General features: G+C 56.4%; 19 protein-coding genes and 3 pseudogenes. 18 read left to right on the top strand and 4 right to left on the bottom strand.

From position 1 onward, the window contains the following. The 16 genes and pseudogenes from EL098_RS12250 to EL098_RS12175 all read left to right on the top strand — a co-directional run bounded on the left by EL098_RS12250 (nucleotide 1) and on the right by EL098_RS12175 (nucleotide 19,803). Nucleotides 1–1,161 (top strand): hypothetical protein, encoded by a 1,161-nt coding sequence (locus EL098_RS12250; RefSeq protein WP_126356466.1) that lies wholly within the window; start codon nucleotides 1–3, stop codon nucleotides 1,159–1,161. A 33-nt stretch (nucleotides 1,162–1,194) separates the two neighbouring features. Beyond that, nucleotides 1,195–4,560, top strand: a complete 3,366-nt coding sequence (locus EL098_RS12245; RefSeq protein WP_408609130.1) for an ImcF-related family protein — start codon at nucleotides 1,195–1,197, stop codon at nucleotides 4,558–4,560. Then, entirely contained in the window at nucleotides 4,561–6,180 is a 1,620-nt protein-coding gene (gene tssA / locus EL098_RS12240) for a type VI secretion system protein TssA (RefSeq protein WP_126356464.1), read from the top strand. A gap of 86 nt (nucleotides 6,181–6,266) precedes the next feature. Continuing rightward, a complete protein-coding gene (tssF, locus tag EL098_RS12235) occupies nucleotides 6,267–8,036 on the top strand; it encodes a type VI secretion system baseplate subunit TssF (protein ID WP_126356463.1) in 1,770 nt (589 codons plus the stop codon). Beyond that, complete coding sequence (tssG, locus tag EL098_RS12230) at nucleotides 8,000–9,079, top strand: type VI secretion system baseplate subunit TssG (RefSeq protein WP_126356462.1); 1,080 nt, start codon at nucleotides 8,000–8,002, stop codon at nucleotides 9,077–9,079. The genes tssF and tssG overlap by 37 nt, the downstream gene beginning before the upstream one ends. Nucleotides 9,080–9,155: 76 nt before the next feature. Further along, nucleotides 9,156–9,683 (top strand): type VI secretion system lipoprotein TssJ, encoded by a 528-nt coding sequence (gene tssJ, locus EL098_RS12225; protein WP_126356461.1) that lies wholly within the window; start codon nucleotides 9,156–9,158, stop codon nucleotides 9,681–9,683. A 4-nt stretch (nucleotides 9,684–9,687) separates the two neighbouring features. Then, nucleotides 9,688–12,252 (top strand): type VI secretion system Vgr family protein, encoded by a 2,565-nt coding sequence (locus EL098_RS12220; RefSeq protein WP_126356460.1) that lies wholly within the window; start codon nucleotides 9,688–9,690, stop codon nucleotides 12,250–12,252. Continuing rightward, nucleotides 12,249–13,799, top strand: a complete 1,551-nt coding sequence (locus tag EL098_RS12215; protein ID WP_126356459.1) for a hypothetical protein — start codon at nucleotides 12,249–12,251, stop codon at nucleotides 13,797–13,799. Before EL098_RS12220 ends, EL098_RS12215 begins: the two co-directional genes overlap by 4 nt. Further along, nucleotides 13,796–14,935, top strand: coding sequence for an Imm72 family immunity protein (locus EL098_RS12210; protein WP_126356458.1), 1,140 nt, complete (start codon nucleotides 13,796–13,798; stop codon nucleotides 14,933–14,935). Before EL098_RS12215 ends, EL098_RS12210 begins: the two co-directional genes overlap by 4 nt. Before the next feature lie 9 nt (nucleotides 14,936–14,944). Further along, nucleotides 14,945–15,118: pseudogene (locus EL098_RS23815) on the top strand (contractile injection system protein, VgrG/Pvc8 family); the annotation flags it as partial. 26 nt (nucleotides 15,119–15,144) lie between these two features. Further along, a complete protein-coding gene (locus EL098_RS12200) occupies nucleotides 15,145–15,360 on the top strand; it encodes a hypothetical protein (RefSeq protein ID WP_232012210.1) in 216 nt (71 codons plus the stop codon). Beyond that, nucleotides 15,357–16,309: pseudogene (locus EL098_RS23810) on the top strand (Imm72 family immunity protein); the annotation flags it as partial. The gene EL098_RS12200 and the pseudogene EL098_RS23810, both read left to right, overlap by 4 nt. Before the next feature lie 29 nt (nucleotides 16,310–16,338). Then, a complete protein-coding gene (locus EL098_RS12190) occupies nucleotides 16,339–17,550 on the top strand; it encodes a DUF3396 domain-containing protein (protein ID WP_126356457.1) in 1,212 nt (403 codons plus the stop codon). Nucleotides 17,551–17,553: 3 nt separating this feature from the next. Next, nucleotides 17,554–18,003: a type VI secretion system baseplate subunit TssE gene (gene tssE / locus EL098_RS12185; RefSeq protein ID WP_126356456.1), complete on the top strand. Its 450-nt coding sequence runs from the start codon at nucleotides 17,554–17,556 to the stop codon at nucleotides 18,001–18,003. A gap of 38 nt (nucleotides 18,004–18,041) precedes the next feature. Next, nucleotides 18,042–18,512, top strand: coding sequence for a hypothetical protein (locus EL098_RS12180; protein WP_126356455.1), 471 nt, complete (start codon nucleotides 18,042–18,044; stop codon nucleotides 18,510–18,512). Between the two features lie 58 nt (nucleotides 18,513–18,570). Next, on the top strand, nucleotides 18,571–19,803 hold the full coding sequence (locus tag EL098_RS12175; RefSeq protein ID WP_126356454.1) for a VasL domain-containing protein: 1,233 nt from the start codon (nucleotides 18,571–18,573) through the stop codon (nucleotides 19,801–19,803). 46 nt (nucleotides 19,804–19,849) lie between these two features. Here the strand turns inward: EL098_RS12175 and pepT are convergent, their stop codons facing one another. Further along, a complete protein-coding gene (gene pepT / locus EL098_RS12170) occupies nucleotides 19,850–21,079 on the bottom strand; it encodes a peptidase T (RefSeq protein WP_126356453.1) in 1,230 nt (409 codons plus the stop codon). Nucleotides 21,080–21,198: 119 nt separating this feature from the next. On the opposite strand from pepT, the gene EL098_RS12165 reads away from it, so the two are divergent. Next, nucleotides 21,199–22,794, top strand: a complete 1,596-nt coding sequence (locus EL098_RS12165) for an ABC transporter substrate-binding protein (RefSeq protein WP_126356452.1) — start codon at nucleotides 21,199–21,201, stop codon at nucleotides 22,792–22,794. Nucleotides 22,795–22,945: 151 nt separating this feature from the next. After that, nucleotides 22,946–23,206, top strand: coding sequence for a hypothetical protein (locus EL098_RS12160; RefSeq protein WP_164716848.1), 261 nt, complete (start codon nucleotides 22,946–22,948; stop codon nucleotides 23,204–23,206). Nucleotides 23,207–23,338: 132 nt separating this feature from the next. Here the strand turns inward: EL098_RS12160 and celB are convergent, their stop codons facing one another. The 3 genes and pseudogenes from celB to EL098_RS12145 all read right to left on the bottom strand — a co-directional run bounded on the left by celB (nucleotide 23,339) and on the right by EL098_RS12145 (nucleotide 26,424). Beyond that, complete coding sequence (gene celB / locus EL098_RS12155; RefSeq protein WP_126356450.1) at nucleotides 23,339–24,706, bottom strand: PTS cellobiose transporter subunit IIC; 1,368 nt, start codon at nucleotides 24,704–24,706, stop codon at nucleotides 23,339–23,341. A gap of 93 nt (nucleotides 24,707–24,799) precedes the next feature. After that, nucleotides 24,800–26,102: pseudogene (locus tag EL098_RS12150) on the bottom strand (6-phospho-beta-glucosidase). Between the two features lie 16 nt (nucleotides 26,103–26,118). Then, nucleotides 26,119–26,424, bottom strand: a complete 306-nt coding sequence (locus tag EL098_RS12145; protein WP_126356449.1) for a PTS sugar transporter subunit IIB — start codon at nucleotides 26,422–26,424, stop codon at nucleotides 26,119–26,121. Nucleotides 26,425–26,610 lie beyond the last annotated feature (186 nt).

Raw genomic sequence — 26,610 nt, 5'->3', positions numbered from 1 at the left:
GTGCCGGTTGAACTTGAGCGCATCCCGGCGCGGGAGAAACTGCCTCCTCGACCGCGTTTCAAACGCTGGCTGCTCCTGGGACTTGTGATGCTGCTGGCAGGGACTGCGGCCACATTCCTGTTATGGGAGGGCGAGCGCTCAGGTGGCGCGTTCTGGGGGCTGGCAACTGGGTTGCCTGTCGTGTTGTGGGGGCTGCTGGTTGTCGGGCGCTATTTTGGCTACGTACTCCTCTATGGGCGTTGTGAAAGAAAAAACGCCACAACCGCCGCCCGGTACCGCGCAGATGTTGCGCGTGGGCAGCGCTTTGCCTGGCTTATCGGTGAAGCCCTGATTAACGGGCTGGGGTCTGCCAGCCCGATGACGCATGAGGCCGTGTTAGCCAAAAAGCCCCTGATGATGCCCTGTGAGCCCGTTAATGGCGGCAATCCGGTTCGTCACCGGGCTCTGGCGGCGATGGGAGAAATGGCCGATCGGGAAGCGCATTATTTTCAGGAGATAACCGCCCACGTACAGAATCTGGTGGCGCTGCTTCCGTCGACGCTGACCTGCTATCTGGCGGTGGATACCGGTGAACAGTTTTCGACTTTGCCGTCGCTTCTGCAAAAAAGCATTACTCACCCGCTGGTGCGTATCCGCGACCTGACGGGGCTGGAAATCCTCGACTACTGGCTGGACTGCCATTATGACCATGCAGCTGCGTTACTTGTAGTCAGCGCTCAGCTATACGAACACCCGCCAGAGGACAGTGGCGAGTCCATTTCCGTGTTACTGCTGACCAACTGCCGTCTGAAGGATATCCCGCACGTGTCGGTCAAAGTTCACCGGCCGCAGATGTGCCGCGATGGCAATCTCGACCGGGCATTTGAGCGCGTCATGATGTGGTCAGGACTGGAAAAAACAGCACTGAAGCAGGCATGGACTAGCGGCGGCCAGATGGCCTCCGGCGATATCTTCAGCAAGGCCCGTGAGACGTATGCTCCTGGCCTTAAGGCCGATAAAATTACCCATATTGACACGGTTGTCGGGTTTGCGGGCGTTGCCGCTCCCTGGCAGGCGTTACAGCTGGCGACCCGTCAGTGTTTGAACGACAGCGAAGCCCAGCTTATTGTCACCGAACTTTCAGAAGACAACCGACAACTCTGTATTGTCACCCCGGAATAACTCTCAAGGGATTGCTCTCCTCTATCTATGAAAATCGCATCCATTTTTCTCCTTACGCTGCTCCTGGGCGTGTTATCTGTCTGTCTCATTGGCGGTGCACTCTGGATCTACCCGGTGTGGGTCAAGGACACCTTCAATCTGGGCCCGATCAGCGCGACCGGCATTGTGATCATTTGTCTTTTGCTGATGCTGGCCGCAGTGATCATCGGTTGGGTACTTGAAACTGTCTTCACGAAGAACGGTGAGAAGCAGGGAAAGCTGGATGTGGTCGCCTCTGGACAGCAGGCGGCTGCATCCCAGCCAGAGGCAAAACATACCGACGCGGATACCTCCCGGTTTGTGGCTGAGGCGCTGGTCGATCACCTGAGCCTGCGCTACCGCCGTCGCTGGAAAGCTAAAGTGCGCCTGCTGCTGGTACAGGGTACCGACAGCGATATCGAAAAAGTGGTGCCAGGTCTTAAGCGCGATCACTGGCAGGAGAGTGATGGGATTGTGCTTATTTACGGCGGTCTGGCGGAAAGTGTGCCGGATGATGAGTTCCTGTCCGTCCTGAAAGAGGTGCGAACACAGCGTCCGCTGGATGGCGTGGTGCAGGTGATGAATGCGGCTGCACTGCCCGATACGGCGAAGCAGGACACGCTGGTGCGTGTACGCCAGAAAACCGATACCCTGCTGGGCTGGCAGCTGCCGGTCTGGCTGTGGCTTGTTCGGGAAGGTACCTGGGCCCATGACGGAGAGGGTGTGCCTCCCACTGGCGTGCTATTTGGCTCGCGGGCGACATCGGGAGAGACCAGCGAAACACTCGCCACGCTTTCATCCGAATTGCAGACGCCCGGTGTCGCGGCCCTGCTGGAAAACTCACAACATCACTGGTTGCTGAGTTTGTCAAAAGCCCTGCGCGGCTCGTTACGAAGTTCCCTGGTAGCACTGTTGACCTCACTGATGTCAGGGCCAGCCCCGTATCGTCTTCGCGGGGTGATGTTCAGTCCGGCATTACCGGGAACCGAAACGGTACCGCATGCACGCCTGTCACCGGCTGTCTGGAAGGCGCTTGAAAACGACAGCCTGCAGGTGCAGGCCCGTAAAATCGGCTTCCACTGGCAAAAAGTACTGCGCCTGCTGCTGCTGGGTCTGGTACTGCTCTGGGGCGCGGGTACGCTACTGTCTCTGTCCGTCAACCGCACCCAAATCTGGCTCGCCCAGGATACGGCGCGAGTTGCGGCCGACACAAAACAGCCTCTGCCGGAACGACTGCGTAATCAGCTGGCCTTACAGCAGACCATCGCTCGTCTGCAGAACCGCGAAGTACACGGTGCGCCGTGGTATACCCGCTTTGGCCTGAACCAGGACAGCGACACGCTGAAGATGCTGTGGCCACTGTATGCCCATAACAACCAGCAGCTGATGCGCGATGCGCTGGCAGACGAACTTCACCGCCAGCTTAACGCCTTTGTGCAACTGCCACCGGCAAGTAATGCGCGTACGTCCGCCACCCAGAAGACTTACGGCCTGCTAAAAGGCTACCTGATGCTGGCCCGTCCCGATAAAGCCGATGCAAACTGGCTTGCCGGCAACATGCTGAAAACCTGGCCGCATCGCAGCGGTGTGCCTGACAGCGTATGGCAGACACAGGCCCCGAAACTGCTCGGCTTCTGGGGGCAGAACTTACCGGCACACCCGGAGTGGAAAATTACCCCAGACCGCGAACTGGTGGGAACAGTACGTCAGATCCTTCTCAAACAGATTGGTCAGCGCAACGCCGAATCCGGTCTGTATCAGGAGATGCTCGGCCGCATTGCGCGTAACTGGCCGGATTTAACCCTCGCTGACATGACAGGTGATACCGATGCGTCATCCCTGTTCTCTTCTGAAGAAGTGGTGCCGGGGATGTTCACTCGGCAGGCGTGGGAAGAGCAGGTCGAGGATGCAATTGATGAGGTGGTGAAGACCCGCCGTGATGAAATCGACTGGGTGCTTACTGATAAAACCCACCAACCGGGCAGTGATGTGTCACCGGAAGCACTTAAACAGCGTCTGACGGAACGCTATTTCACCGACTTTGGTAATGCCTGGCTGAATATGGCCAACAGCATTCAGTGGCAGGAAGCGTCATCGCTCTCGGAAGCCATTGCCCAACTGAACCTGCTGGCGGATGTGCGCCAGTCACCTCTTGTGGCGCTGATGAATACCCTTGCCTGGCAGGGTCAGACCGGAGCCAAAAGTGAAGCCCTGGCTGAAACCCTCGTGGACTCGGCGAAAAAACTGGTGGGGCGTAAGAAAAACGCAAAACAGTTTATTGAACAGGCGCAGGGGCCCAGAGGTCCGCTGGACGGCGTGTTTGGTCCGCTCACAGGCCTGATGGCCGGGAAGGACGGTACCGGCTCGGACGGTAACCTCAGCTTCCAGTCCTGGCTTGCCCGTGTAACTCAGGTGCGTCTCAAGCTGCAGCAGGTGACGAGCGCGCCCGATCCGCAGGCGATGGCGCAGATGCTGGCCCAGACCGTCTTCCAGGGCAAAGCTATCGATCTAACCGACACCCGTGACTACGGCTCTCTGGTGGCCGCAAGCCTCGGACAGGAGTGGAACGGCTTCGGGCAGGCGCTGTTTGTGCAGCCGCTTGACCTGGCCTGGCGTCAGGTACTTGCCCCGGCCGCAGGCAGCCTCAATGCCCGCTGGCAGAGCACCATTGTCTCGCAGTGGAACACCGCCTTTGCTGGACGGTATCCGTTTAAGGCCACCGGCAGCGATGCCTCCCTGCCACTGCTGGCCCAGTTCCTGCGAAGCGACTCAGGGCGCATTGCCGCGTTCATAAAAACTAACCTCGGCGGCATGCTCCATCAGGAAGGCAGTCATTGGGTGGTGGATCCGGCTGCCAGCCAGGGAATGAGCATCAGCCCGGCGTTCCTTACTGCTATCAATAAGCTTGCTGATATCTCCGATATTGCCTTTGCCCAGGGCGATGCCGGGGTGCATTTTGAGCTGATGGCCCGACCGTCGCGGGATGTGGCCCGCACCCAGCTGACGCTTGATGGCCAGAAACTGGATTATTTCAACCAGATGGAAAGCTGGCAGAGTTTCACCTGGCCGGGCAATACGTATTATCCGGGCGTGGATCTGAGCTGGCGTTCAACCAGCACCGAAATGCGCCTGTATGCCAGTAATCAGGGGTACTGGGGCTTCATCCGTCTGCTCGATAAGGCACTTATCACCCCACTCGACAGCAGCCGCACCCAGCTGGTGTGGATCACCCCGGAAGGCAACCCGCTGAAATTCATACTACGTAGTGAACTCGGTGACGGACCACTGGCGTTACTCAAACTGCAGGGCTTCAGCCTGCCGCAGACCATTTTTGCCGTGGGTGCTGCTGACAGCACGCTCGCACTTGCCGGAGACGAATAAATGGCGACTGCAGAAACGCTCCTGACTCTGTGTATCCCGGATGAAACTCAGCGCGCGGCACTACTCGCACAGAGCCGGGAATGCCTCTCCTTGTGGTCACCGTGGCTGACGCCGCTGGCAACCGGTAATGGCGCCGGGGACGACCCGACCTATGAGGATGATTTCCAGCTGATGCGCGAGGAGATCAACAAGCTTTCCGGCACCGATACCGATGTGCTCTGCCGCCTGGCGGAAAGCGTTCTGACCCGACATGCCCGGGATATCCGGGTGGTGACTTGGTACACCCTGGCCCGTCTGCAGCGTGATGGTGAAGCAGGGCTGACCGACGGTATCCAGTTGCTGACAACCATGCTGGAGCAGGCGGGGCAACACTGCCATCCGCGGCGCAGCGCCGCCAGGCTGGCTGCACTCGACTGGCTGAACAGTGAGAAAGTGCTCGATGCATTCTCGCGCTGGCCGGACGTGACGCGGGAAGAAACCGCCAGAACGGCGGCGGCCCTGTGCCTGCTGGAGAGGGCACTGGAACAGTTGCCGGAGGCGGAGCGCCCCACATTTTCCGGTCTGCTGCGCACGCTGGAAACCCGCCTGGCCGGTAGCGGTGGACTGGATACGCCGGTGGCTTCATCAGGTCAGGACCATGCAGGTGACAGCACCCACCGCACACTGACGTCAGGCGCTGCTGTACCGGAAACTGCAGCCGTGAAATCGGAAGTGGAGCTGGTCCGTCAGTTGCGCGTGCTGTCTGGCTGGGTGGTGGATCAGCCGCAGGGTTGGCTGGCGGCTCACCGGATGATGAAGGCCGCCCGCTGGGACCTGGTGACGCAACTTCCGGCACTCGATGCAGGCGGCCGGACACGCCTGCTGCCGCCAAAGGCTGATTACCGCGCACAGCTTAAACGTCTGTACCTGCAGCAGAGCTGGACTGAACTGGTTGAGCAGGTGGATGTGATGTTCACCGAGGGCGGTAACCGCTTCTGGCTCGATTTGCAGTGGTATCTGTGGCAGGGCCTGAGCCGCGCAGGGAACCCCTGGGAGCAGTGGGCCGACTATATTCTGAGTGACCTGAAACTGATGCTCAAACGCCTGCCGGGTCTGGAAACGCTCGCCTGGAACGACGGTACGCCGCTGGCTGATGAGGTGACGCTGAACTGGATTGCCGAAAAGGTAAATGATGACATGTCAGGTTTCGGCGACGAACCGGCAGTGGCCACTGCCGCTCAGGCGGATGACATTCTGGCGCTCGAAGCGGAGGCGATGGAGAAGGGCGACAGCGAGGGCCCGGAGGCCGCACTGGGCTGGTTGCAGAGTCGCCCGTATATGGACTCACCTCGCAGCCGCTGGCTGCTCCGTCTGCTGATGGCAAAGGTGGCCGAACAGTACGGGCGCAATGAACTGGCCCTTCACCTGCTGGGTGAACTCACCAACAGTGCTCCACAGCTGACGCTCAGTGAGTGGGAGCCGGGCCTGCTGTTTGACGTCCAGGCTCGCCGTCTGCGCCTGCTGCGCATGAAAGCCGGTCGCAGTGAAAGCGACAAAGCCCGTTTTGCACCGGAAATGGACACTCTGCTGGCCGGGCTGATTGCCCTCGATCCGGCACGCGCGATGGTGCTGTGCGGATAAGCCTCCCGCGATATTACGCTTCATCACCCCCGATGACGCAGTCTGTTTTCTTTTTTTGATATTTTCTACACTCAGGATCTCCGTACATGGATGATTTAACTCTTCGCTACTACGAAGCCGAGATGCGCTACCTGCGCGAAGCCGGTAAAGAGTTTGCCCGCGCCCACCCGGATCGGGCGGCAATGCTCAATCTGGACAAAACCGGGGCGCGCGACCCGTATGTGGAGCGCCTGTTCGAGGGCTTCGCTTTCCTGATGGGTAGGCTGCGAGAAAAGCTTGATGATGATCTGCCGGAGCTGACCGAAGGGCTGGTAAGCCTGCTGTGGCCGCATTACATGCGGACCATCCCGTCGCTCTCCGTGGTGGCCTTCACCCCGGACTGGCGACAGCTGCGTAAAATGGAAGTGCTGGAAAACGGCTTCTCCGTGCTGTCGCGCCCGGTCGGCTCCGATAACACCGTCTGCCAGTACCGCACCACCCGCGAAGTGCCCCTGCAACCACTGCATCTGGCCGAGGCGCGCCTGCAGACCGAGCCGGATGGTCGGGCTGCCATTCGCCTGCGCTTTGAGTGCCCGGACAAGGTGGACTGGTCAAAAGCTGGGATTGATAAGGTCGCCATTTATCTTGATGCCGACAGCCCGGTAGCCTCAGCCCTGCATCTGGCGCTGACCCGCCGGGTACAGATGATGTACGTCCGCCACAGTGAAACCCGCACCGAACGGGTCCGATTTGAGGGCTGGTGCAAGCCGATGGGCTTTGATGTCACTGACCGTCTGTGGCCTAAAGGGGACTCCGCGTTCAGCGGTTACCAGTTGCTGCTGGAGTATTTCAGCTTCCGCGAGAAGTTTATGTTCGTGGAGCTTAAGGGACTGGAGCTTGCCGGCCTGAGTCAGAAAACCACCTGGTTTGAGACCGATATCGTGCTCGACGGTGGCTGGCCGTCAGACATGCCGTTTGAGACCGACAGTTTCCGCCTGCACTGCGCACCGGTGATTAACCTGTTCTCACTGGAGGCCGACCCGCTGACGCCTGATCCGTTGCAGAACGAATACCTGCTGCGCCCGATGCGTGTGCAGGACGGGCATACTGAAATCTACAGCGTGGATGCCATTCATGGGGCGGTGAAAAACGGCAAGCACCCGTACGTGCCGTTCACCAGCTTCCGTCACCGTGGGGGCATGATGCGCCACGATGCGCCGGAGCGTTACTTCCATACCCGCGTGAAGCGCGGCCCCTCGGGGCTGTATGACACCTGGCTTATCCTGGGTGGGAAGTCATTCGAACTGGAGCAGCTGTCGCAGACCCCGGAGTCGCTCTCCATCCGTATTACCGGCACTAACGGCCAGCTACCGCGCCGCTCGCTGGAAAGCACGCTGCTTGACCGGGTGGTGAAGGCGGGCAAAGTCCCGGTCAGGGTTCTGAACCTGAAGGTGCCAACGCTGCCACTTTACCCGCCTGCGAACGACCGTTTCCACTGGCGGGTGATGAGTCACCTGGGCTCCAGCTTCTTAAGCATGATGGATAACCCGGAAGTGTTACGCGGTACGCTGGCACTCTATGACTGGACCGATGATGAGATGAACCGCCGTCGTCTGGAGGCCATTGTGGCGGTGAAGCACACGCTTATTCGTCGCTTTGAGAAGGGTTTTATGCTGCGCGGGGTGGATATTGAAATCACCCTCAACGCCGATAATTTTGCCGGTGAGGGCGATGTCACCCTATTCGGCGAAATGCTGCACCGTTTCTTTGCCCTTTATGCCGATGTCCACCTCTTCAATCAGCTCACACTGGTACTGCAACCCACAGGGAAACGACTGCGATGGAAAGAGAATCACAGCCAGCACATTCCGGGCTGACAGAGCAACTTCGCGACGACATCTGGCGGATCAATTTCTATCGTTTCTGCCAGTTGTTGGAGCAGGAAAATCCGGATGCGCCTAAGCTCGGCAGTACCGAGAAACTGTCCGCCGACCCGGTGCGCTTTCGCCCGTGGCCGGGAATGGGCTTCCCGGTAAGCGAACTCAAAGCGGTTGAAACCGATGAAGATTACCCGGAGCTGTCGCCGACGGTGCGCACCACCTTTCTCGGGATGTACGGGGTGGACTCGCCGCTGCCGACGGCTTATCTCGACGATATCGCCCGGCGCCGGGAAGGGTATGAAGCGACCACCGCGTTTCTCGATATCTTCAGCCACCGTATCCACACCCAGTACTACCGTATCTGGCGCAAGTACGCTTATCCGGCAACCTTCGAAGCCGGCGGCGTGGATGATACTTCTCAGTGCCTGCTGGGGCTGGTTGGTCTTGGCATCCCGGGCACGGCAGAGCAGGTCGCCACCCCGGTTTCCCGCTTTCTGGCGCTGCTCGGCACCATGCGACTGCCGACCCGCAATGCCGAAGGGATACGCCAGTTGGTGAGCCTGCTGGCCCCGGAGACCCGGGCCACGGTTATCAGCCCGGACCCGGTAAAGGTCCCCGTGGATAATCGCAGCGGGCTCGGTAAAGAAAACCGGGTGTCCCTGTCACAGCGCGCCACGCTCGGCAGGACCGGGAAAGAGGCCTGCAGCCGTATCCTGCTGATGCTGGCGACCGACAATCCACACGAGGCGCAGGGCTGGCTGCCCGGCGGACAGATACACACGGACCTGATGGTGCTGCTGCGGGTATATATGGGGTACCGTTCCGATGTCCGCCTGCGCCTCACGGTGCCGGTCAATTGTCTGCCTGAACCGCGTCTGGGCAAGACTCACCGGGTACAGCTGGGTCGCACCGGTGTACTGGGCCTGAAGCGCGACCGTTCCGCCAAACGCAGTCATCTGACCGTGAGCCTTGGCCTTTATGAAGGCCTGACCTGTGAGCCACTGCTGCCGGCACAACCCGGTGGCTATCGCTTCGACTGATAGTCCAGAATGCAATACCTAACACCAGACACATTCAACACGCCCCTGTTTCTGAAGGCTGAAAAGGACTCCCCGAATGACTTTCGCTTCCCTGTCGCGCAGCGCCGCACTGATGCTGCTCTGTTCCCTGTTGACCGCATGTGGCCTGACTCAGGCCGTGTCGGACGGCACGGTCAGCGCTACCAAAGCCATCTTCTACAAAAAAATAAAGGTGCTGCACCTGGACTTCGAGCCACGTGCCGCTGCCAATGCCGATGAAAGCCAGACGCCGTTGGCCACCATGGTGCAGGTTTACCAGCTCCGGGACAGCCAGAAGGTGGACGCCGCCGACTACCAGAAACTGCTGCGCGATGCGGATAACACCCTCAAAGAGGACATCGTCGCCAGCAAGTCGCTGCTGGTGATGCCCAAAGGCAGCATGACCCTCAATATGCCAATGAACGAAGATGCGAAATTTGTGGCGGTGGTAGGGCTGTTCAACCGTCCGGATATCAGGAACAACACCTGGAAGCTGGTACTGAGCCGCGACGACCTCGACCCGGACAAGCCGCGTATCATCCAGCTCAACAGCACCGGGCTGACCCTGGTTCCGGTGAAGGAGTAAACCCATGGACACCACCCTTGATAACTGGCTGGCGCTGTTTGACGGGCACACTCGCTACCACCTTGAGATTAACGACAGCATCCTCAAGCCGGATGTGCTGAACTTCCACGGGCGCGAAGCGCTGAATGCGCCGTTCGAATGGCGGATTGAGTTCACCACACCACAAAAAGGCATCGGCCGCGAGGATGTGATGCTGAAGTATGCCACCCTCAGCATGCTCTCTGGCCGGGTGGTGCAGGGCATCATCACCGGCTTTGAGGTCCTCAAAGAGACCGTGGACCAGACGCATTTTGCGGTGACGCTCTCCTCGCGCCTTGCGCTGCTTTCCCACACCCGCCGTTGTGCGGTCTGGCAGAATGTCTCCGTGCCGGAACTGGTGGAGCAGGTCCTGCGCAGTCACGGGCTGGAAGGGGCGGATTTTGAATTCCGTCTGGAGCGCACTTACCCGGTCCGCGAACTGATAACCCAGTGGCAGGAGACTGACCTGCAGTTTATTCAGCGTATCCTCGCAGAGGACGGCATCTGGTTCCGCGCCGGGGTCAACACCACCACCGGGCTGGACACGGTAACCTTTGCTGACAGTCAGCTGCAGTATCAGTTTGATGTACGCCTGCCATACTGTGAGCCTTCTGCCCTCCATGACGGCGCGGTCGAAGCCGTATGGAATGCCAGAGTGTGGCACCACACGGTCACCGGCCGCGTGTCCACCCGGGATTACAACTACCGCACTGCCAGCACACCGATGGATGCGACCGCAAGCGTCAGAAACGAGGCTGCCACCACCGGTGAACATTATCGCTACGCGGCCCCGTACCGCGAAGCAGGCGATGACACCACCTCTGATCCGGAAACTGAAAGCGGAGCCTTTTACGCCCGCATTAATCATGAACATGCGCTTAATAACGCCATCCGTCTGCATCTCTTTAGTAACGCCAGTCACCTGACGCCGGGAATGGTGCTGGAGACCGGCGACAGTGATGTGCCGGAGCTGAAAGAGGGGATGGTGATTACGCTCACCACCTTCCGTGCTGCCCGTGATACCCGTCTGCACGTGTCCGTATGGGGCATGCCTTACAGCGAACAGTGCTGCTTCAGACCCGAGCCTGTACCGCGTCCGCTTATCGCCGGTACGCTGACAGCCCGCGTGGAGAGCGATGAGAAGAATGCACCGTATGCCCATCTGGATGAGACGGGCCGCTACCGGGTGAAGCTGAACTTCAGTCGGGAAGACGCCGAACAGGGCTATAACTACCTGTGGATACGCCAGGCGAAACCGTACGCCGGTGAAACGTATGGCTGGCACACGCCGCTGATAGACGGCACCGAAGTGGGGATTGCCTTTGACGGCGGTGACCCGGACAGGCCATACATCGCCCATGCGTTTCATGACTCGGAACATCCGGATGTGGTCACCCGCGACAACCGCAGCCAGAATATCCTGCGCACTGCAGGCCAGAACGAACTGCGAATGGAAGACCTGCGCCAGAGTGAACATATCGCGCTCAGCACCCCGTTCGGGGCCACGGCGCTGAGCCAGGGCCACATCGTGGACACGGAGAACGAGCCGCGTGGAACCGGGTTTGAACTGCGTACTGATGAGTTCGGGGTCATCCGTGTGGCGAAAGGACTGCTGGTCACCGCCGATGGCAAAGTTCACGGCGAAGGCGATGTGCTGGATATGGACGTGGCACTCCGGGAGATTGAGGCCGTCCGCGCACAAATCGAGGGACTGGCCACAGCCACCCGGCAGGCGAAAGCCCTGGAGGCTGATATCGCCAGTCAGCAGGCGATGTTCAGCACCCGCCTGAAAACGCTCAATGAGATGATCCACTTCTCGGCCCCTGAGGGGATAGCGTTTACCAGTGCTGAGCATCTGCAGCTGGCGGCCGCGAAGAATGTCGCCCTGAATGCCGGCGGGGATATCAGTATTGGGACCCAGGGGCATATCACGGGGCTGGCGGGCGACAGCGTGGGAGTGTTTGCCCAACACGGCAAGCTGAGCCTGATTTCGGCTCAGGGGCCGGTGCAGTTTCAGGCGCAGAACGGAGTGATGCACCTGAGTGCAGAGCAGAAACTGACCCTCATCTCCGCCAAAGAGATGCTGCTGGCCGGGAAGAAGCGAATACGTCTGGTGGGGGGGGGGAGTTCCATCCTTATCGAGCAGGGACAAATCAAGTACGAGACTGCAGGTACCTATACCCGCAAGGCCAGCCGACTGGATACGGAAGGTGGAGCGTCACAGACTCCGGACGTGCCGTGGCTGGCTGATCCTCTGAAAGACCGCAATGACGCTCTGATGCAGTATCTTTACCATGATGACGCACCGGTAGTCGGTGCACCGTTTACCGCGACGCTGGCGGACGGTTCCGTGCGTACCGGTAACCTCGATGGGGCGGGCTACCTGCATCTTGACGATATACCGGACGGCCCGATGACTGTTGAGATGGGGCCGGATGTGCGAGGTTATTTACGAAAATACAACACGGATAATCAACAGTTTATCGGTTCCTCAGTGAGTGAGTCCGACATTGACGTCTTGATAACGAAGCACAGCGGAGGTGTGGAATGAGTATGCCAGGCGTTGCGTGGTTCAAAGAAACCAGTCTGGAAACCGGGCAATGGATTTGGGGAACCCTGCAGGGGGCCTTTAATGAAAAACAGACCATCGGCCAGATTATTGTCGATGCGGCGATAGGCATGGTTCCGTTGGTCGGTGATGTGACGGCAGTACGTGACCTGATTGCGGTCTCCATTGGGCTGGCGAAAGAACCGAAGAAGCGGGAAAGCGTCACGGAATGGGTGTTTCTGGTGATTTTGCTGTTTGCGCTGATCCCGGTGATTGGCGGCGTGATAAAAGGTGTCGGACGTCTGGCTTTGCGTGTAACAACAAAAGCGGCAGAAAATGTGGAAACGCTCGGAGACGTAATTAAGTTTCTGAACCGTGTTGGCGAAGGTGACGCGGTGAAGTGGCTGAATAAGCTGAATGTTGTTGAGTATCAGGCGCAGCTGATTGAGAAAATGAGTGGCTTTTGCCACACCATGATCACCGCAATTAATCAGATATTGAAAGCCCGGGTGGGGCGAGTGTTGCCGGAGAGATGGCAGGCGGATTTAATCCGGGTACGTGATGGCTTCGCGGCGCTGCAGCCGCTGGCGTCGAAAATGATCCCCCAGGCGCTGAAAGAGCTGGATGCGAAACTGCGGGTGTTGCAGGCGCTGGTGTATAAAGGTGAAATCCATACGGTAGCAACGGGTAAGAGCAGGGCTGAAGTGCGGCGTGAAGCGGAAGCCTATCTTATCGAACGTCCGCTGCGGGATGCGCCAAAGCAGGGAACGCGATTTCCGAGCCTTCATGCGGAGGAACGTCATGAAAAGCGGTTACGTCTGAAATATTCAAAAAAAGGCTACCCGGACTTATTGGGGTATAAAGGAAAAAGCCCGGCTTTTGGCGAGAGTATGGTTTATGCCAACATCGCCTCTTTCAGCGGAGAGATTACTGCCAAAAGCGCCCGCGAGATGGCGGGGAGTAAGATTTTTCGCGCTTTCGGCAACGAGACTGCGCTGGCAACAAAGGCAGGCGGCTCCTGGGCAGCGGGAGGATTCTGGGGTTATCAGAAAGTGCCTGGTAACGCGGAAGAGTGGCGGCAGCTATCGGCGGTACTGGATGAGTGGAACGGTAACGGTTTTCTGGTGGTGCTGCATCTGCCGGAAGACCTTGCCATGCGGATGCCGGGCACTAATGCCTGGCACGGTAAAATAGCTGAGCAGTTCGGGCAAAAGAGGGCCAATCAGTACCTTGAAGGCGGCGGCGAGCAGGTGATAATTAATCTGGATGAAATGCTGAAAACAGAGCTTAACCGCATCGGAGAGCAGGTCAAGGCCACCGGGCAGCCTGCCAGCGTGGAGATAAACGGGGTAAAAGCTGAGTTTTATCCTTCTGGCTGGAAAGATGTGGAAGGCGTGCACGGTTACAACAAACCTGAGGGAATTGACCCGCCCTATGCCACCTATACGCGAGAGCTGCATGACGATGAGCTGCGCAGCAAGGTGAAGGAAAGGGCGATGATTAACGCCGCCCGTGTGGAGCGCCAGACAACGACAGGAAGTGAACCATGATGAGCATCGAAAAAACAAAATACCCGATGAGCGATGAGCAGGTGCGTCGCAAGCTGTTCTGGCTGTTACAACGCCTGAGTAGCTACAGCCTGTGGCAGCGCAAACGGGATGCCTGGGCGTGCTTTACTGAAAAGTATGAACAGGCGCTGAAAACCTGGCCGGAGGAAATCACGAAGGGGTTTGATAAAGAGGTAATTATCTGGGCATACGATGCCCTGCGTCTTTATGATGAAGGGCTACCGGAACTGGCGGTGGGCAATCGGCAGGTATGGCAGCGGTTAACGGGAGAATTTCATCAGCTTTTTCGGCCGGTGAGTTTAATTGAGAAGTATTTTTATTGGCCCTGTCATGACGAGCGTGGTGGGCAACGGGAACCTTACCCCCCGGAAATAGAAAAAATTAATCAGTGGCGGGTCGCGGCAGAATACCGGGGCGATAATCTGTTGTATCCACCACACAATAATGTGTGTAATTTTTTTGATGCGGCGACTTTGCTGGAACCCAGTAAGTATAATTATAATTTAACCCAACTGCCCTATCCGGTATTCCCCCAAAATCTTCCCCCGGTTCCTGAACGCAGCGATATCATTATTAAAACGGATGACCCGGTGCCCTGTGACGGTATCTGGGAGCCGGTTAAAATTCAGTACCACCATAAGCTGCTGGTGATTAAAGCTGGTATCAGCGGGTTTAAAAATCTTGGTGCCTATAACTATTTTATTCGTGGGATGAAGGCTCCCCGACAGGAATATTACGACGTATTAATGGAGAGCGATAAGGAAATGCTTATCACTGACGATCCCATTCGTTACCGGGAGGTTCACTGGCGTCTGGTCTGGGAAGATACGCGCTACTGTGACGGTATTATCCCGGATGAGTCAGAGTATTTTCTGGATGATGCACCGGGTGAGCGTATTACCTGCCGGACAGGCGAACAATGCCCTCACTCAGGACAATGGTCCACACTGGCCGGTGGACATCAGCAGTTTATTGATATTCAGGCCGGGCAGTTGATGCCGGAGGCGATGAAATATCAGAGTGATATATACGCACCTGAAATAAAACTCCCCGCGACATGGAGCCTTTTGCAGCGGGATGATGGCGGTCGTGTTTTTATCAAATCGGATGCAGACTAAATAACATGGGCGGATTTTGAGTTCCGGCTGGAGCGGACCTGCCCGGTACGGGAGCTGATTACCCAGTGGAGGGAGAGCGACCTGCAGTTTATCCAGCGCATCCTCGCAGAGGACGGCCTCTGGTTCCGCACCGGGGTCAACACAAGCACCGGGCTGGACACGGTAACCGCATCGGAAAGCAGGTCAAGGCCACCGGGCAATCTGCCAGCGTGGAGATAAACGGGGTAAAAACGGAGTTTTATCCTTCTGGCTGGAAAGATGTGGAAGGCGTGCACGGTTACAACAAACCTGAGGGAATTGACCCGCCCTATGCCACCTATACGCGAGAGCTGCATGACGATGAGCTGCGCAGCAAGGTGAAGGAAAGGGCGATGATTAACGCCGCCCGTGTGGAGCGCCAGACAACGACAGGAAGTGAACCATGATGAGCATCGAAAAAACAAAATACCCGATGAGCGATGAGCAGGTGCGTCGCAAGCTGTTCTGGCTGTTACAACGCCTGAGTAGCTACAGCCTGTGGCAGCGCAAACGGGATGCCTGGGCCTATTTTACCCAACAATATGAACAGGCGCTGAAAACCTGGCCGGAGGAAATCACGAAGGGGTTTGATAAAGAGGTTATTATCTGGGCATACGATGCCCTGCGCCTTTACGATGAAGGATTACCGGAACTGGCGGTGGGAAACCGGCAGGTGTGGCAGATTAAAACCGGAGAGTTTGACCAGCTTTTTCGACCGGTCAATTTAGTTAATTCATTTTTTTATTTACCATGCCATGAGCGGGGGGGCAAGAAATAGCTTATCCGCCAAAAATAGAAAAACTGAATAAGCTGAAAATTGCTGCAGAATACTGGGGTGATAATCTACTTTATCCACCACACAATAATGTGTGTAACTTTTTCGATGCTGAATATTTACTGGAGCCTGAAAATTATCACTATACCCTGAAGACATTACCTTACCCGGTATTCCCCCAAAATCTTCCCCCGGTTCCTGAACGCAGCGATATTATTATTAAAACGGATGACCCGGTGCCTTGTGACGGTATCTGGGAGCCGGTAAAGATTTTGTACAACCATAAGTTTCTGGTAATTAAAGACGGCATCAGCGGGTTTAAAAATCTTGGTGCTTACAACTATTTTATTCGCGGTATGACTGCCCCACGGCAGGTTTATTATGACGTATTAATGGAGAGCGATAAGGAAATGCTTATCACTGACGATCCCATTCGATACCGGGATGTTCACTGGCGTCTGGTCTGGGAAGATACGCGTTACTGTGACGGTATTATCCCGGATGAGTCAGAGTATTTTCTGGATGATGCACCGGGTGAGCGTATTACCTGCCGGACAGGCGAACAATGCCCTTATTCTGGACATTAATATTGGTAAAGGAACTGTTGGGAATGGAACTGAACTATATTGAAAAATGGTTGCCGGAAGCGTCCGTGAAGTATAAGGACGGTAGTCAGGCGGTGAATCTCGGGCTGATAATCACCGTATTTTTTAAAGATGGCCATTTGCCAGAAGTGCGTCAGAAAATGGTGGGGTGCGTAGATCGCTATTATGCCGAATTTAAACCATATTTGAAGAAAACGCTGACACCAAAATGGGTTGGGATTACGGAAAAAAACCATCAAAAAAAGCGACAGGCTATCCTGGACTTGTCTCCGGAAGAGATCTTTTCCTGGTATCTGGGAAGTGAAGCGACAGATTATCATGCCCCCGAATATGAAATACTCATCATGGGCAAAAGAATTTTCCGCAATGATACTGATCGCTCCGTTATTAAACTGGTATTTCCGTTCTCACTGCTGAAAGAGTCTGATGGCAGGGAGCGTTATCAGGCCTGGCTGATGTGGCTTTGCAATACCTTCTGTGTTGAAAGTGGTTATGCAGGCCTTTCATTTATTCTGCCTTACGAATTTCATCGGATGTTCCCCTACGAATACAAACTGGCCCAACGTTTTCCTGGGGTTATGGTGGATTCTATCGGTACTCTTGATGGCAGAGTTGTCGTCAATAATCTGAAAAGTGTTTGCTGGTATACGATTCTGGGTAATTCATGGGTGAATAAACTCGGTGGTGCAGAGAAGCTGGCTCACCGACTGAAGAACAATCCAGAGATTGAACTGCTGCCATATGATGGGGGCCTTATCCTAAAGGCTGGAGCGTTACCACCTGGTCTGGGTGAAACGCAAACAGAAGACTTACCGCCATTACTGGTGAAAGTAAATCAGATAATTAAGCCTGTCCGATTCAACGGCTCACGCTCTCTGCATTTCTACTCTGAACATGAAAACTTCCAGTTTGATAAAGAATCCACAATGAAGTGGTACAGACGCTTCGATGAAGCCAGTGCTGCGCTGGATAAGGAAGATGAAGGTAAGTCCTGGGAGCCGGTCAGGATCACCTGCTGGAGTGGTGAAAAATCTCAGTTTGATGGACGATGTGCCACTATTGTTAACGGGGCAACGCAATACGCCCAAACTAGCGCCGAGGAGATTATGCCGGAGTTTGAAGATAAGTATGGACAGAAGCACCAGGCCCGTTTGTCGTTACTCGCAAGAGATGATGGTGGCAGCGTGTTTGCTGTGACTCTAGGTGAGGGGGATTGATACATGACGCGCAATTCGCCCTCATTATGTGAGATGCTTTACGGTAATTTTGTTGGCGATCTCGACCTTCAGCATATCAGCGAAGAAAACCAGGTGATTCTGTCGGTGCTCGACAATATGCAGCGCATTCTCAACTGCCGGGCCGGCACGCTGGCGCATCTGCCGGACTATGGCCTGCCGGATATGACCAAAATTCTGCAGGGTATGCCGGGTACGGCACACCAGCTGATGAGAACGCTCTCTGAAGTATTGCTGAAATACGAGCCCCGGCTAAAGCGTATTGAGGTGGTTTTACTGGATCAGACTCAGCCCGGCGAGCTGCGTTATGCCATTGATGCGGAGCTGAAAGGCCTTGGTCTGGTGCGCTACGGAACAGAGTTTATGCCTGAGGGCCGGGTGCTGTTACGCCACCTGAAGCAACAGCAGTACCTCGACACCCGAACTCGCTTCTGAGTCGTTTTCAATCTTCAGCCAGGAATACCCGATATCGCATGTCAGCCAGAACACACTTTCTTAAAAAACTTCAGGCACAGCAGCTTTCTGCCGGCGGCGCTACAAGCCGGAGCCAGGCCGATATAGCCGCTTTTCGTCAGAGCATGGAGCAGCTTCAGGCCACCATGGCTGAATGGCTGGCAGAGACCGGCATTCAGCCGGAAAGCACCATGGTGTCACTCACAGATCTGCTGGTAGAGGGCGGAGCGTTTGACATCCCGGGCATTACGCTGCGCTACGGAAAAAGGTCGATAAACTATGTCCCGCTGTTTTTGTACGGCCACGGCGTGACGGGCTGCGTGGAAGTCAGCCTGCATGCAGACGGAAAGACCACCCTGCTGTGCCGTTTGTTTATGCGGGCAGGGCAAAACACGCCCTGGACCTGTACCCGGCCAGGTTCGTTTTCTCTACCTGGGATCAGGTTCGATGAGGACGCCTTTTTCGGAATACTGGAAGGGATACTTCTCTGACCAGCCGCACCGCAGCGTGTCATTCACTTTCTCACTTTTTAACTGACGGAACACCTCCGTGAATAATCGTAATCAACTGAAAACTGGCGACGACCCGCGCGCATTGCCAGATTATGCCGCTCTGCGTGATGAGCTGGCGAAACTGAATCATCCGGCGCGTCCGGATGTTAACTGGATGCTTGTAGAGCAGCTTTGCCTGTCACTGTTTCGCCAGAACGGCGTGGAGCTGCAGACGGCCTCCTGGTATACGCTGGCGCGCACTCGCCTGGCCGGGCTGGCCGGGCTTAATGAGGGGCTGGCGATACTTGAGGTCTTGCTTAGCCATCAGTGGGGGGGGATGTGGCCGCAGCCGGTTCATGCCCGAATGGAGATCCTCGCCGGATTTAGCCAGCGTCTGCAGTCCACGCTGCGCACGTTTACCCTGGATTACGCCGATTTGCCACAGATTTACCAGGCGGAACAATATCTGAACGGCATGAGGGATACCCTTCAGCGCCTTGAGCTGAAAAACGCCAGTCAGATGGGTGACCTGTGTACCTTTATGCATAATGCAGCAACCCGGCTTGAAAATATGGATACGGGAAGCGGTGTCAGCGCCGCCGTTGTTTTACCCGTCTCCACTTCGAAGCAGGAGAGTCCTGCTCCAGCCGGCGGTGAGCAGCTGATTTATGTGGCCCGCGAAGAGCCCGCGCCGCCCCGCATACTGGTTGCCTCTCCTGAGCCAGCGCGGCCATGGAAAAGTTTTGCTGCCGGGATGTTGACCATGCTGGTGGTGAGCGCTGCCGGCCTGTGGGGCTGGCATAAAATAAACCCGCTCCCGGCGATCCCGGTGCCGGTGGCGGCGAATGAGGCTGGCCTGAAAGCGCTGGAGCAGCTGCCACCGTTGTGGCGGCAGGATTACGGTTTTCAGCTTGCTGGCCGGGCAGACCCCGCTGAGGCAGATAAACTGAAAGCGCAGTGGCAGCAGTATCTCGCCGGTAACGCGCTTTCTCCCGAAACGCTTTCCGGCTGGCATCAGGGAATGGAAGGTTTAAATGAGATGACCCGCCGCCTGAATGCGCTGGATGAGCGTAAAGGCAAATACCTCACCGGCTCCGAGCTGAAGTCGATGGTGTTTACGATAACGCAGCACTTTGCCCGCGCTCAACCTGTGGAAGAGCAGCTCTACCTGATGAGCCACGCAGATGCCGCGACCCGGCAATCGGCCGGGCAGCTGGCCCAAACCAACATGCAGCTGAACCAACTACTTAACCGCTATGCTCTGATAAAACAGCAGGTGGAGCAGGAGTGATAACCCACTTTCGGCCTCTCTCCCAATGGGAAGAGAGGCTGAAGCGCTACTTCGCCGCCAGCAGGCACAGCTTTAGCGCCACGTTATACGAAGCCTCAAACGCGCGCAGCGGTAAAAACTCAAACCGCGAATGGAAGTTGTGTGCGCCGGTGAAGAAGTTCGGTGTCAGCAACCCTTTGGCGGAAAGCGCTGCGCCGTCCGTGCCGCCGCGCATTGGAATCACCTTCGGCTCAATGCCCAGTTCATCCAGCGCGGTAAAAATCAAATCAATCGCCCGGCGGTCATCGGTAATGGCGTTGCTGATGTTGCTGTAGGTGTCGCTGATGCTGTACTCCACTCTAGCGGTGGGGTACTGAGCGGCAATCTTCTGTGCGATCTCGCCAATCTGCTGCTTACGGCGCTCAAAGTTTGCCAAATCAAAGTCCCTGATATTCGCCTTGAGCAACGCTTCGCTTTGAGAGGCCTGAATGCCGTTAAACCAGACATAGCCTTCACGGCCTTCGGTATGTTCAGGGGTTTGCTGGCGGTCAAAGTGGCTGATGTAGTCCATCGCCATCAGCAGCGGGTTCACCAGCACGCCTTTGGAGGACATCGGGTGGCTGGTCACGCCGGTAAATTTCAGCTCCGCATGAGCGGCGTTGAAGTTCTCATAAACCACTTCTCCCAGTTCGCAGCAATCAATTGTCCACGCAAAATCAACGTCAAAACGCTTGAGATCAAGCGCCTTGGCACCGCACAGACCAATCTCTTCATCCGGTACGAATGCAACGACGATATCGCCGTGTTGATGTTCTGCCGTCAGGTTTTCCAGCAGCGTCATCACCACCGTAACGGCGGCTTTATTATCCGCGCCCAGCACGCTGGTGCCGTCGCTGAAGATGATCTCTTCGCCAGGGTAGGCATTGATTTCCGGGTGTTCCTTCGTGCGCAGCCAGATGTCCTTTTTGGCGTTCAGGCACAGATCCTCACCGGTAAAGCGCAGGATCTGCGGGCGGATATCCGGCGACAGGCCAACATCAACGGTATCGATATGCGTAATAAATCCAACGCGCGGCGCGCCAGCAACGTTGCCTTTTTTCACGGCCGTGACGGTGGCGTGCTGGTCAATGACGATATCTTCAAGGCCCAGCGTGCGCAGCTCCTCCGCCAGTAGGCTGGCCATTTCATGCTGTCCCGGCGTGCTGGGCAGGGTGCCCGCACGCGCGTCGCTTTGGCTGGTGACCGCCAGATAACGGAAGAAACGTTGGGTGAGCTGCTCGCTTAGCGACGAAGGCATAGTGTTTCCTTATTGTTCGATGTTGTTTGTTGGCTATGTAAATTTAATGTTATTTATTAAGGCGCTTTGCACAAGCTTTATTCATACAGGGTCAGGACAAACACCACAGGAAGACAGCGATGAAAACAAAGATTACAACGCTAGCACTTGCCGTAGCGGCTCTCTCCATCAGCGCCAGCGTGGCGGCCAGCACGCTGGTGTACTGCTCTGAGGGCTCGCCGGAAAACTTCAACCCACAGCTTTACACCTCGGGCACCAGCGTCGATGCCAGCGCCGTGCCAGTCTATAACCGGCTGGTGGATTTCAAGGTCGGTACCACCCAGCTGCAGCCCAGCCTGGCGGAAAGCTGGGACGTCAGCGAGGACGGAAAAGTCTATACCTTCCACTTGCGCAAAGGTGTGAAGTTCCAGAGCAATAAATACTTTAAGCCCACCAGAGACTTCAACGCGGACGACGTGATTTTCTCGTTTATGCGCCAGAAGGATCCAAAGCACCCTTACCACAACGTCTCCAACGGCAATTATTCCAACTTCGAAAGCCTTGAGTTCGGCAAGTTGATTACCGCCATCGACAAAGTGGATGACAACACCGTGCGCTTCACGCTGGCGCACGCGGAAGCGCCGTTTGTCGCGGACCTGGGCTGGTATTTCGCCTCGATCCTTTCTTCAGAATATGCAGACGCGATGATGAAGGCCGGTACGCCGGAGCGCGTTGACTCTGACCCTATCGGTACCGGGCCGTTCGAGCTGAAGCAATATCAGAAAGATTCCCGCATTCTCTACACGGCCTTCCCACAATACTGGCAGGGCAAATCGAAAATTGATCGTCTGGTGTTCTCTATTACGCCGGATGCTTCGGTGCGCTACGCAAAACTTGAGAAGAATGAATGCCAGGTGATGCCGTTCCCGAACCCGGCAGATTTGCCGCGCATGAAGGAAAACAAAGATATCAACCTGATGCAGAAGGCGGGGTTGAATACCGGTTTTCTTGCCTTTAATACCCAAAAGCCGCCGCTGGATAACGTGAAGGTGCGCCAGGCGCTGGCGATGGCGATCAACAAACCGGCCATTATCGAAGCGGTATTCCACGGCACGGGCACTGAGGCGAAAAACCTGCTCCCTCCGGGCGTGTGGAGCGCGGACGATAAGCTTAAAGACTACGATTATGATCCCGAAAAGGCCAAAGCGCTGCTCAAGGAGGCCGGGTTTGCCAACGGCATGAGCATTGACCTGTGGGCGATGCCGGTTCAGCGTCCTTATAACCCGAACGCAAAACGTATGGCGGAGATGATTCAGGCCGACTGGGCGAAAATTGGCGTCACCGCGAAGATTGTTACCTACGAGTGGGGTGAATATCTTAAGCGCGTGAAGAGCGGTGAGCATCAGGCTGCGCTGATGGGCTGGACCACGGCAACGGGCGACCCGGATAACTTCTTCGGGCCTTTGTTTACTTGTACGTCGGCCAACGGCGGCTCTAACTCGTCAAAATGGTGTTACCAGCCGTTTGACAAGCTGATCCTTGAGGCCCGTGCGGAAGGTAACCACGATAAGCGCGTGGCGCTCTATAAAGAAGCGCAGCAGATGATGCACGACCAGATGCCCGCGGTGATGATAGCCCACTCGACAATTTTCGAGCCGGTACGCAAAGAGGTGACCGGGTATGAAATTGACCCGTTCGGGAAGCATATTTTCTATCAGGTTGATGTGAGGAAGTAGTTCGGGAGGGCTCCGGGATTAACGGGTAGCTATGTTATTCATTGTTAATTCCGTTCACTACCAGACCTGTTTTATGTGCAGCCTCCGGCCGTTCCCAATGTCCGTACACTTGCCAGTTGGAGAAAAAACGGAGGCGATTTAAGCTGGAACCGTGCCACGCTTCAAGCTCATAGCTACGCTGAACATAAAAATTGTTGCAGGTTACAAAGCCACGCCCTTGTTCCCGGCTCTCATCGCCCCCGGCTATGACCCCAACTCAGGCGGGGTTGAGCTGCCGGGAGCAGCGAAAGAGAGCGATCGTCGGGAACGCATCGCGAACGACCCCGAATGTTTGGGTGATAGCCGGTGGGTTAACCGCTTCAGCGGCGATGAGCTTGCCGGGCGCCGGGGGTTGTCAGGGGGCATGGCGTAATGCCCCCTGACACGTTCACCGTATGTGAAAGTACAGGGAAACAGATATAAAGGTGAACGGAACAATACTCCAATTTGCAGAGGTCAAACGTCCTGGGTGTTCACCTAAAGATATTTTGAGATAAAAGAAGCATCAGACTGTACTCCTCTCACTCACCGCTTCAACCTGGGCATTTACCGCCGTCTGGCTAGCCTGCTGCTCTTCGCGGAATTTCAGGTTATCCCAGACACGGAAGAACGGGTAATACATCACCAGCGAAATAGCCAGGTTCACAATCTGCAGTATTGAGCCGGAGACATGGCCGCCGGTTGCTAAATAGCCGCTGACGATAATCGGCGTGGTAAACGGCAGCGCAATCCCTGCTGGCGGGGCAACCAGGCCCGTAGCCATCGCCGTGTATGAGACAATTACCAGCACTACCGGCGTCAGAATAAACGGCACCACCAGGTACGGGTTCATCACCAGCGGAATACCAAACACCATCGGCTCGCTGATGTTAAACAGGCTGCCAGGCGCGGCAATTTTACCCAGCTGCTTCATCTGTACGCTGCGGCTGCGGATCAGCATAAAAATCACCAGACCTAACAGCGCCCCGGTGCCGCCAGGGGCAATCCACAGGTCATAAAACTGTTGAGTAATAATGTGCGGGATCGGCAGGCCGTTCTGGAACGCCGCCAGGTTCTCGGACATATTGGTTAGCCAGACCGGGCGGATAAACACCAGCACGATGGTGTCTCCGTGCAGGCCTAGCGTCCACAGGATGCCAATCAGGATCACCGAAACAATCATTCCCGGCAGCGAACCGCCGATATGGCTCATCGGAATGCCTACCAGATCGGTAATCATGGTGTTGATGTCGCCAAACGGTGTGGCTTCCACCAGCAGGCGAAGCGCCAGCACCACGGCCAGCACGCAGAAACCCGGCACCAGCGCGAGGAAGGATTTCGCCACCGCTGGCGGTACACCTTCCGGCATGCGGATAACCAGGTTACGGTTGCTGATAAAGCGGTAAATCTCGGTCGAAAGCAGGGCAATCAGAATGGCAACGAACAGCCCCTGGCTGCCAATTTGCCCCATCGGCAGCACGCCCTTGACGAACTCGGCAGGTCCACCGGAGGGCGGCGTGAACATAATGTTCTGCGGAATGGTCATGATAAAGGCCACCAGCGATACGGCACCGGAGGTCAGCGGATCCAGGGTGCGGTACTTCTCTGCAAGGCGATAGGCGATGCCGAAGCTGGAGATAATCGCCATGATGTCATAGGTCGCTTTAACCGGATAAAGCAGCTTGCTCTGCCACGTTGCCCCAAACAGATCGGTCATCAGCTGGGGGTAACCCGGTACCGGCAGATAGGCGAAAATCAGGAAGAATGAGCCGATCAGCATGAACGGCATATTCAGGATGATCCCGTCGCGGACGGAGAGCACGTGCTTTTGCCCGGCGATTTTCAGCGCTACGGGCAGCACATATTTTTCAAGAAACGATTTCTTTGCAGACACGGTTACCCCTGTCCCGGCGCATGGCCGGGCATTATTGTTATTGATTTCTGTAATGGGGGTGGGCGGCACAGCTGCGCCCACCGGTAAGCGGCGCTATTTAAACTGCGGCAGCCACGCCTTGTTGCTTTCAAGCACTTCGTCGAGCAACGCCTGAGCAATATTCACATCGGCCACCAGCGGGTTCGCTATCAGCGCCAGGAGCGCCTGCTGCTTATCGCCGTGAACCGCCGCTTCAATCGTCAGGCGTTCAAAGTCTTTCACCTGCTGCGTCAGGCCATTCATCAGAGGGGGAAGCTTGCCGAAGGCCAGCGGGTGGGCCCCAAGCGCGTCGATCACGCAGTTCGTTTCGATGACGGCATCGTCAGGCAGTCCCTGAATAGCGCCATTGTTGGCGGTATTGACCACCATCTGTTTGCCGAGGTTATTGTGCAGGGCATCGATAAGCTCCAGGGCGACTTCCGAGTAGAACGAGCCGCCGCGCTGACTAAGCTGCTCCGGCTTTTTGTCGAGCTGCGGGCTGGCATACAGCTCAAACAGTTCGGCTTCTACTTTCATCACCTGTTCTGCGCGTGTGCCTTTTCCGCTAGCCGCATCGGCAAGCTCGTCTTTCAGCATGGTGCGGGTTTGCCAGAAGTAGCGATGATACGGACAAGGAATCGCTTTCAGGGCGCGCAGCAAAGCTGGCGGCCACGGAATCGCTTTGATGTTGTTCATCGACAGCTGCTCGCCGTCGCACAGCATCTCAATAACCTCTGAGGTAGCATCGCGGCCATCGGCGATCACCTCATGCACCCAGACCATATGGTTGAGCCCGGCGAAGCGCAGGGTGACTTTATCATGAGGCAATTTCAGCATGTCGGCGATGGTGTGGTGCATGGTCACCGGCACGTTACACAGGCCAACAATCCTGGCGGAGCTGTAGCGGGACACGGCCTCGGTGACGATACCTGCCGGGTTGGTAAAGTTGATTATCCAGGCATCTGGCGCCAGCCGCTCAACGCGTTTAGCGATATCCAGCATCACCGGAATGGTACGTAACGCTTTAGCAAAACCGCCCACGCCGGTAGTCTCCTGGCCCAGCAGCTCATGGCTAAGGCCGAGTCTTTCATCTGCGGCGCGGGCGGGCAGCTGCCCGACGCGCAGCTGGGTCAGCACGAAGCTGGAGCCTGCAATCGCGCTATCCGGCTCGTAGTGCACCGACACTTTAACCTGCTCCAGCCCCTTGCTGTCGAACATGCGGCGGGCCAGCGCGGCGATGATTTCGACCTTCTGGCGTCCGGGCCTCCACATCCACCAGCGCCAGCTCCGTCATCGGCAGGGCGGCGTGGCGAAGAATCAGACCTTCAATCAGTTCCGGGGTATAGCTGCTGCCCCCGCCTACAACGGTAATTTTCATCGTGAGCTCCCGACCGTCAGGCCATCATATCGATGGCTTTGTCCAGTACGCGGTCGCCGCGCATGGTGCCGTAATCCATCATGTTGATCACCGCAACCGGCTTGCCGAGCGGGGCAGAAAGCTCAGAGAGGCGAGCAAGCTCGAATTGCACCTGAGGGCCAAGAAGCACCACGTCGGCGCTCGGGAGATGGCTTTCAATTTCAGCGACGGACACGGCCTCAATCTGAACGTCCAGCGCCCGTTTTGTTGCCTCGGTACGCATTTTTTGCACCAGCATGCTGGTAGACATTCCGGCGGCGCAACACAACATGATCTTTTTCATTACTTTTATCCTTCAAATTGAAAACGTGTTTCAAACATCAGAGCGTTTATTCAGCATGTATGAAAATTATTTTCACGACCGTGATCTGAGTTGGATTATTGGTTTCCCGAATGCTAAAGAGTTTTAGGGGCGATGACGGTGCGGTATAAGCAAACTGAGAAGCGTATCGGCGATGACAATTGAAAA

This window comes from Cedecea lapagei, from assembly GCF_900635955.1.
Lineage (GTDB): Bacteria > Pseudomonadota > Gammaproteobacteria > Enterobacterales > Enterobacteriaceae > Cedecea > Cedecea lapagei.
Note: the sequence above shows the minus strand (reverse complement) of the source record. Positions and strands in the feature narration are given on the sequence as shown.

Excerpts from the sequence above, each read along its gene's own strand:
- tssA (WP_126356464.1), top strand. The coding sequence starts at position 4,561 with ATGGCGACTGCAGAAACGCTCCTGACTCTGTGTATCCCGGATGAAACT.
- tssF (WP_126356463.1), top strand. The coding sequence starts at position 6,267 with ATGGATGATTTAACTCTTCGCTACTACGAAGCCGAGATGCGCTACCTG.
- tssG (WP_126356462.1), top strand. The coding sequence starts at position 8,000 with ATGGAAAGAGAATCACAGCCAGCACATTCCGGGCTGACAGAGCAACTT.
- tssJ (WP_126356461.1), top strand. The coding sequence starts at position 9,156 with ATGACTTTCGCTTCCCTGTCGCGCAGCGCCGCACTGATGCTGCTCTGT.
- EL098_RS12220 (WP_126356460.1), top strand. The coding sequence starts at position 9,688 with ATGGACACCACCCTTGATAACTGGCTGGCGCTGTTTGACGGGCACACT.
- EL098_RS12215 (WP_126356459.1), top strand. The coding sequence starts at position 12,249 with ATGAGTATGCCAGGCGTTGCGTGGTTCAAAGAAACCAGTCTGGAAACC.
- EL098_RS12210 (WP_126356458.1), top strand. The coding sequence starts at position 13,796 with ATGATGAGCATCGAAAAAACAAAATACCCGATGAGCGATGAGCAGGTG.
- EL098_RS12190 (WP_126356457.1), top strand. The coding sequence starts at position 16,339 with ATGGAACTGAACTATATTGAAAAATGGTTGCCGGAAGCGTCCGTGAAG.
- tssE (WP_126356456.1), top strand. The coding sequence starts at position 17,554 with ATGACGCGCAATTCGCCCTCATTATGTGAGATGCTTTACGGTAATTTT.
- EL098_RS12180 (WP_126356455.1), top strand. The coding sequence starts at position 18,042 with ATGTCAGCCAGAACACACTTTCTTAAAAAACTTCAGGCACAGCAGCTT.
- pepT (WP_126356453.1), bottom strand. The coding sequence starts at position 21,079 with ATGCCTTCGTCGCTAAGCGAGCAGCTCACCCAACGTTTCTTCCGTTAT.
- EL098_RS12165 (WP_126356452.1), top strand. The coding sequence starts at position 21,199 with ATGAAAACAAAGATTACAACGCTAGCACTTGCCGTAGCGGCTCTCTCC.
- EL098_RS12145 (WP_126356449.1), bottom strand. The coding sequence starts at position 26,424 with ATGAAAAAGATCATGTTGTGTTGCGCCGCCGGAATGTCTACCAGCATG.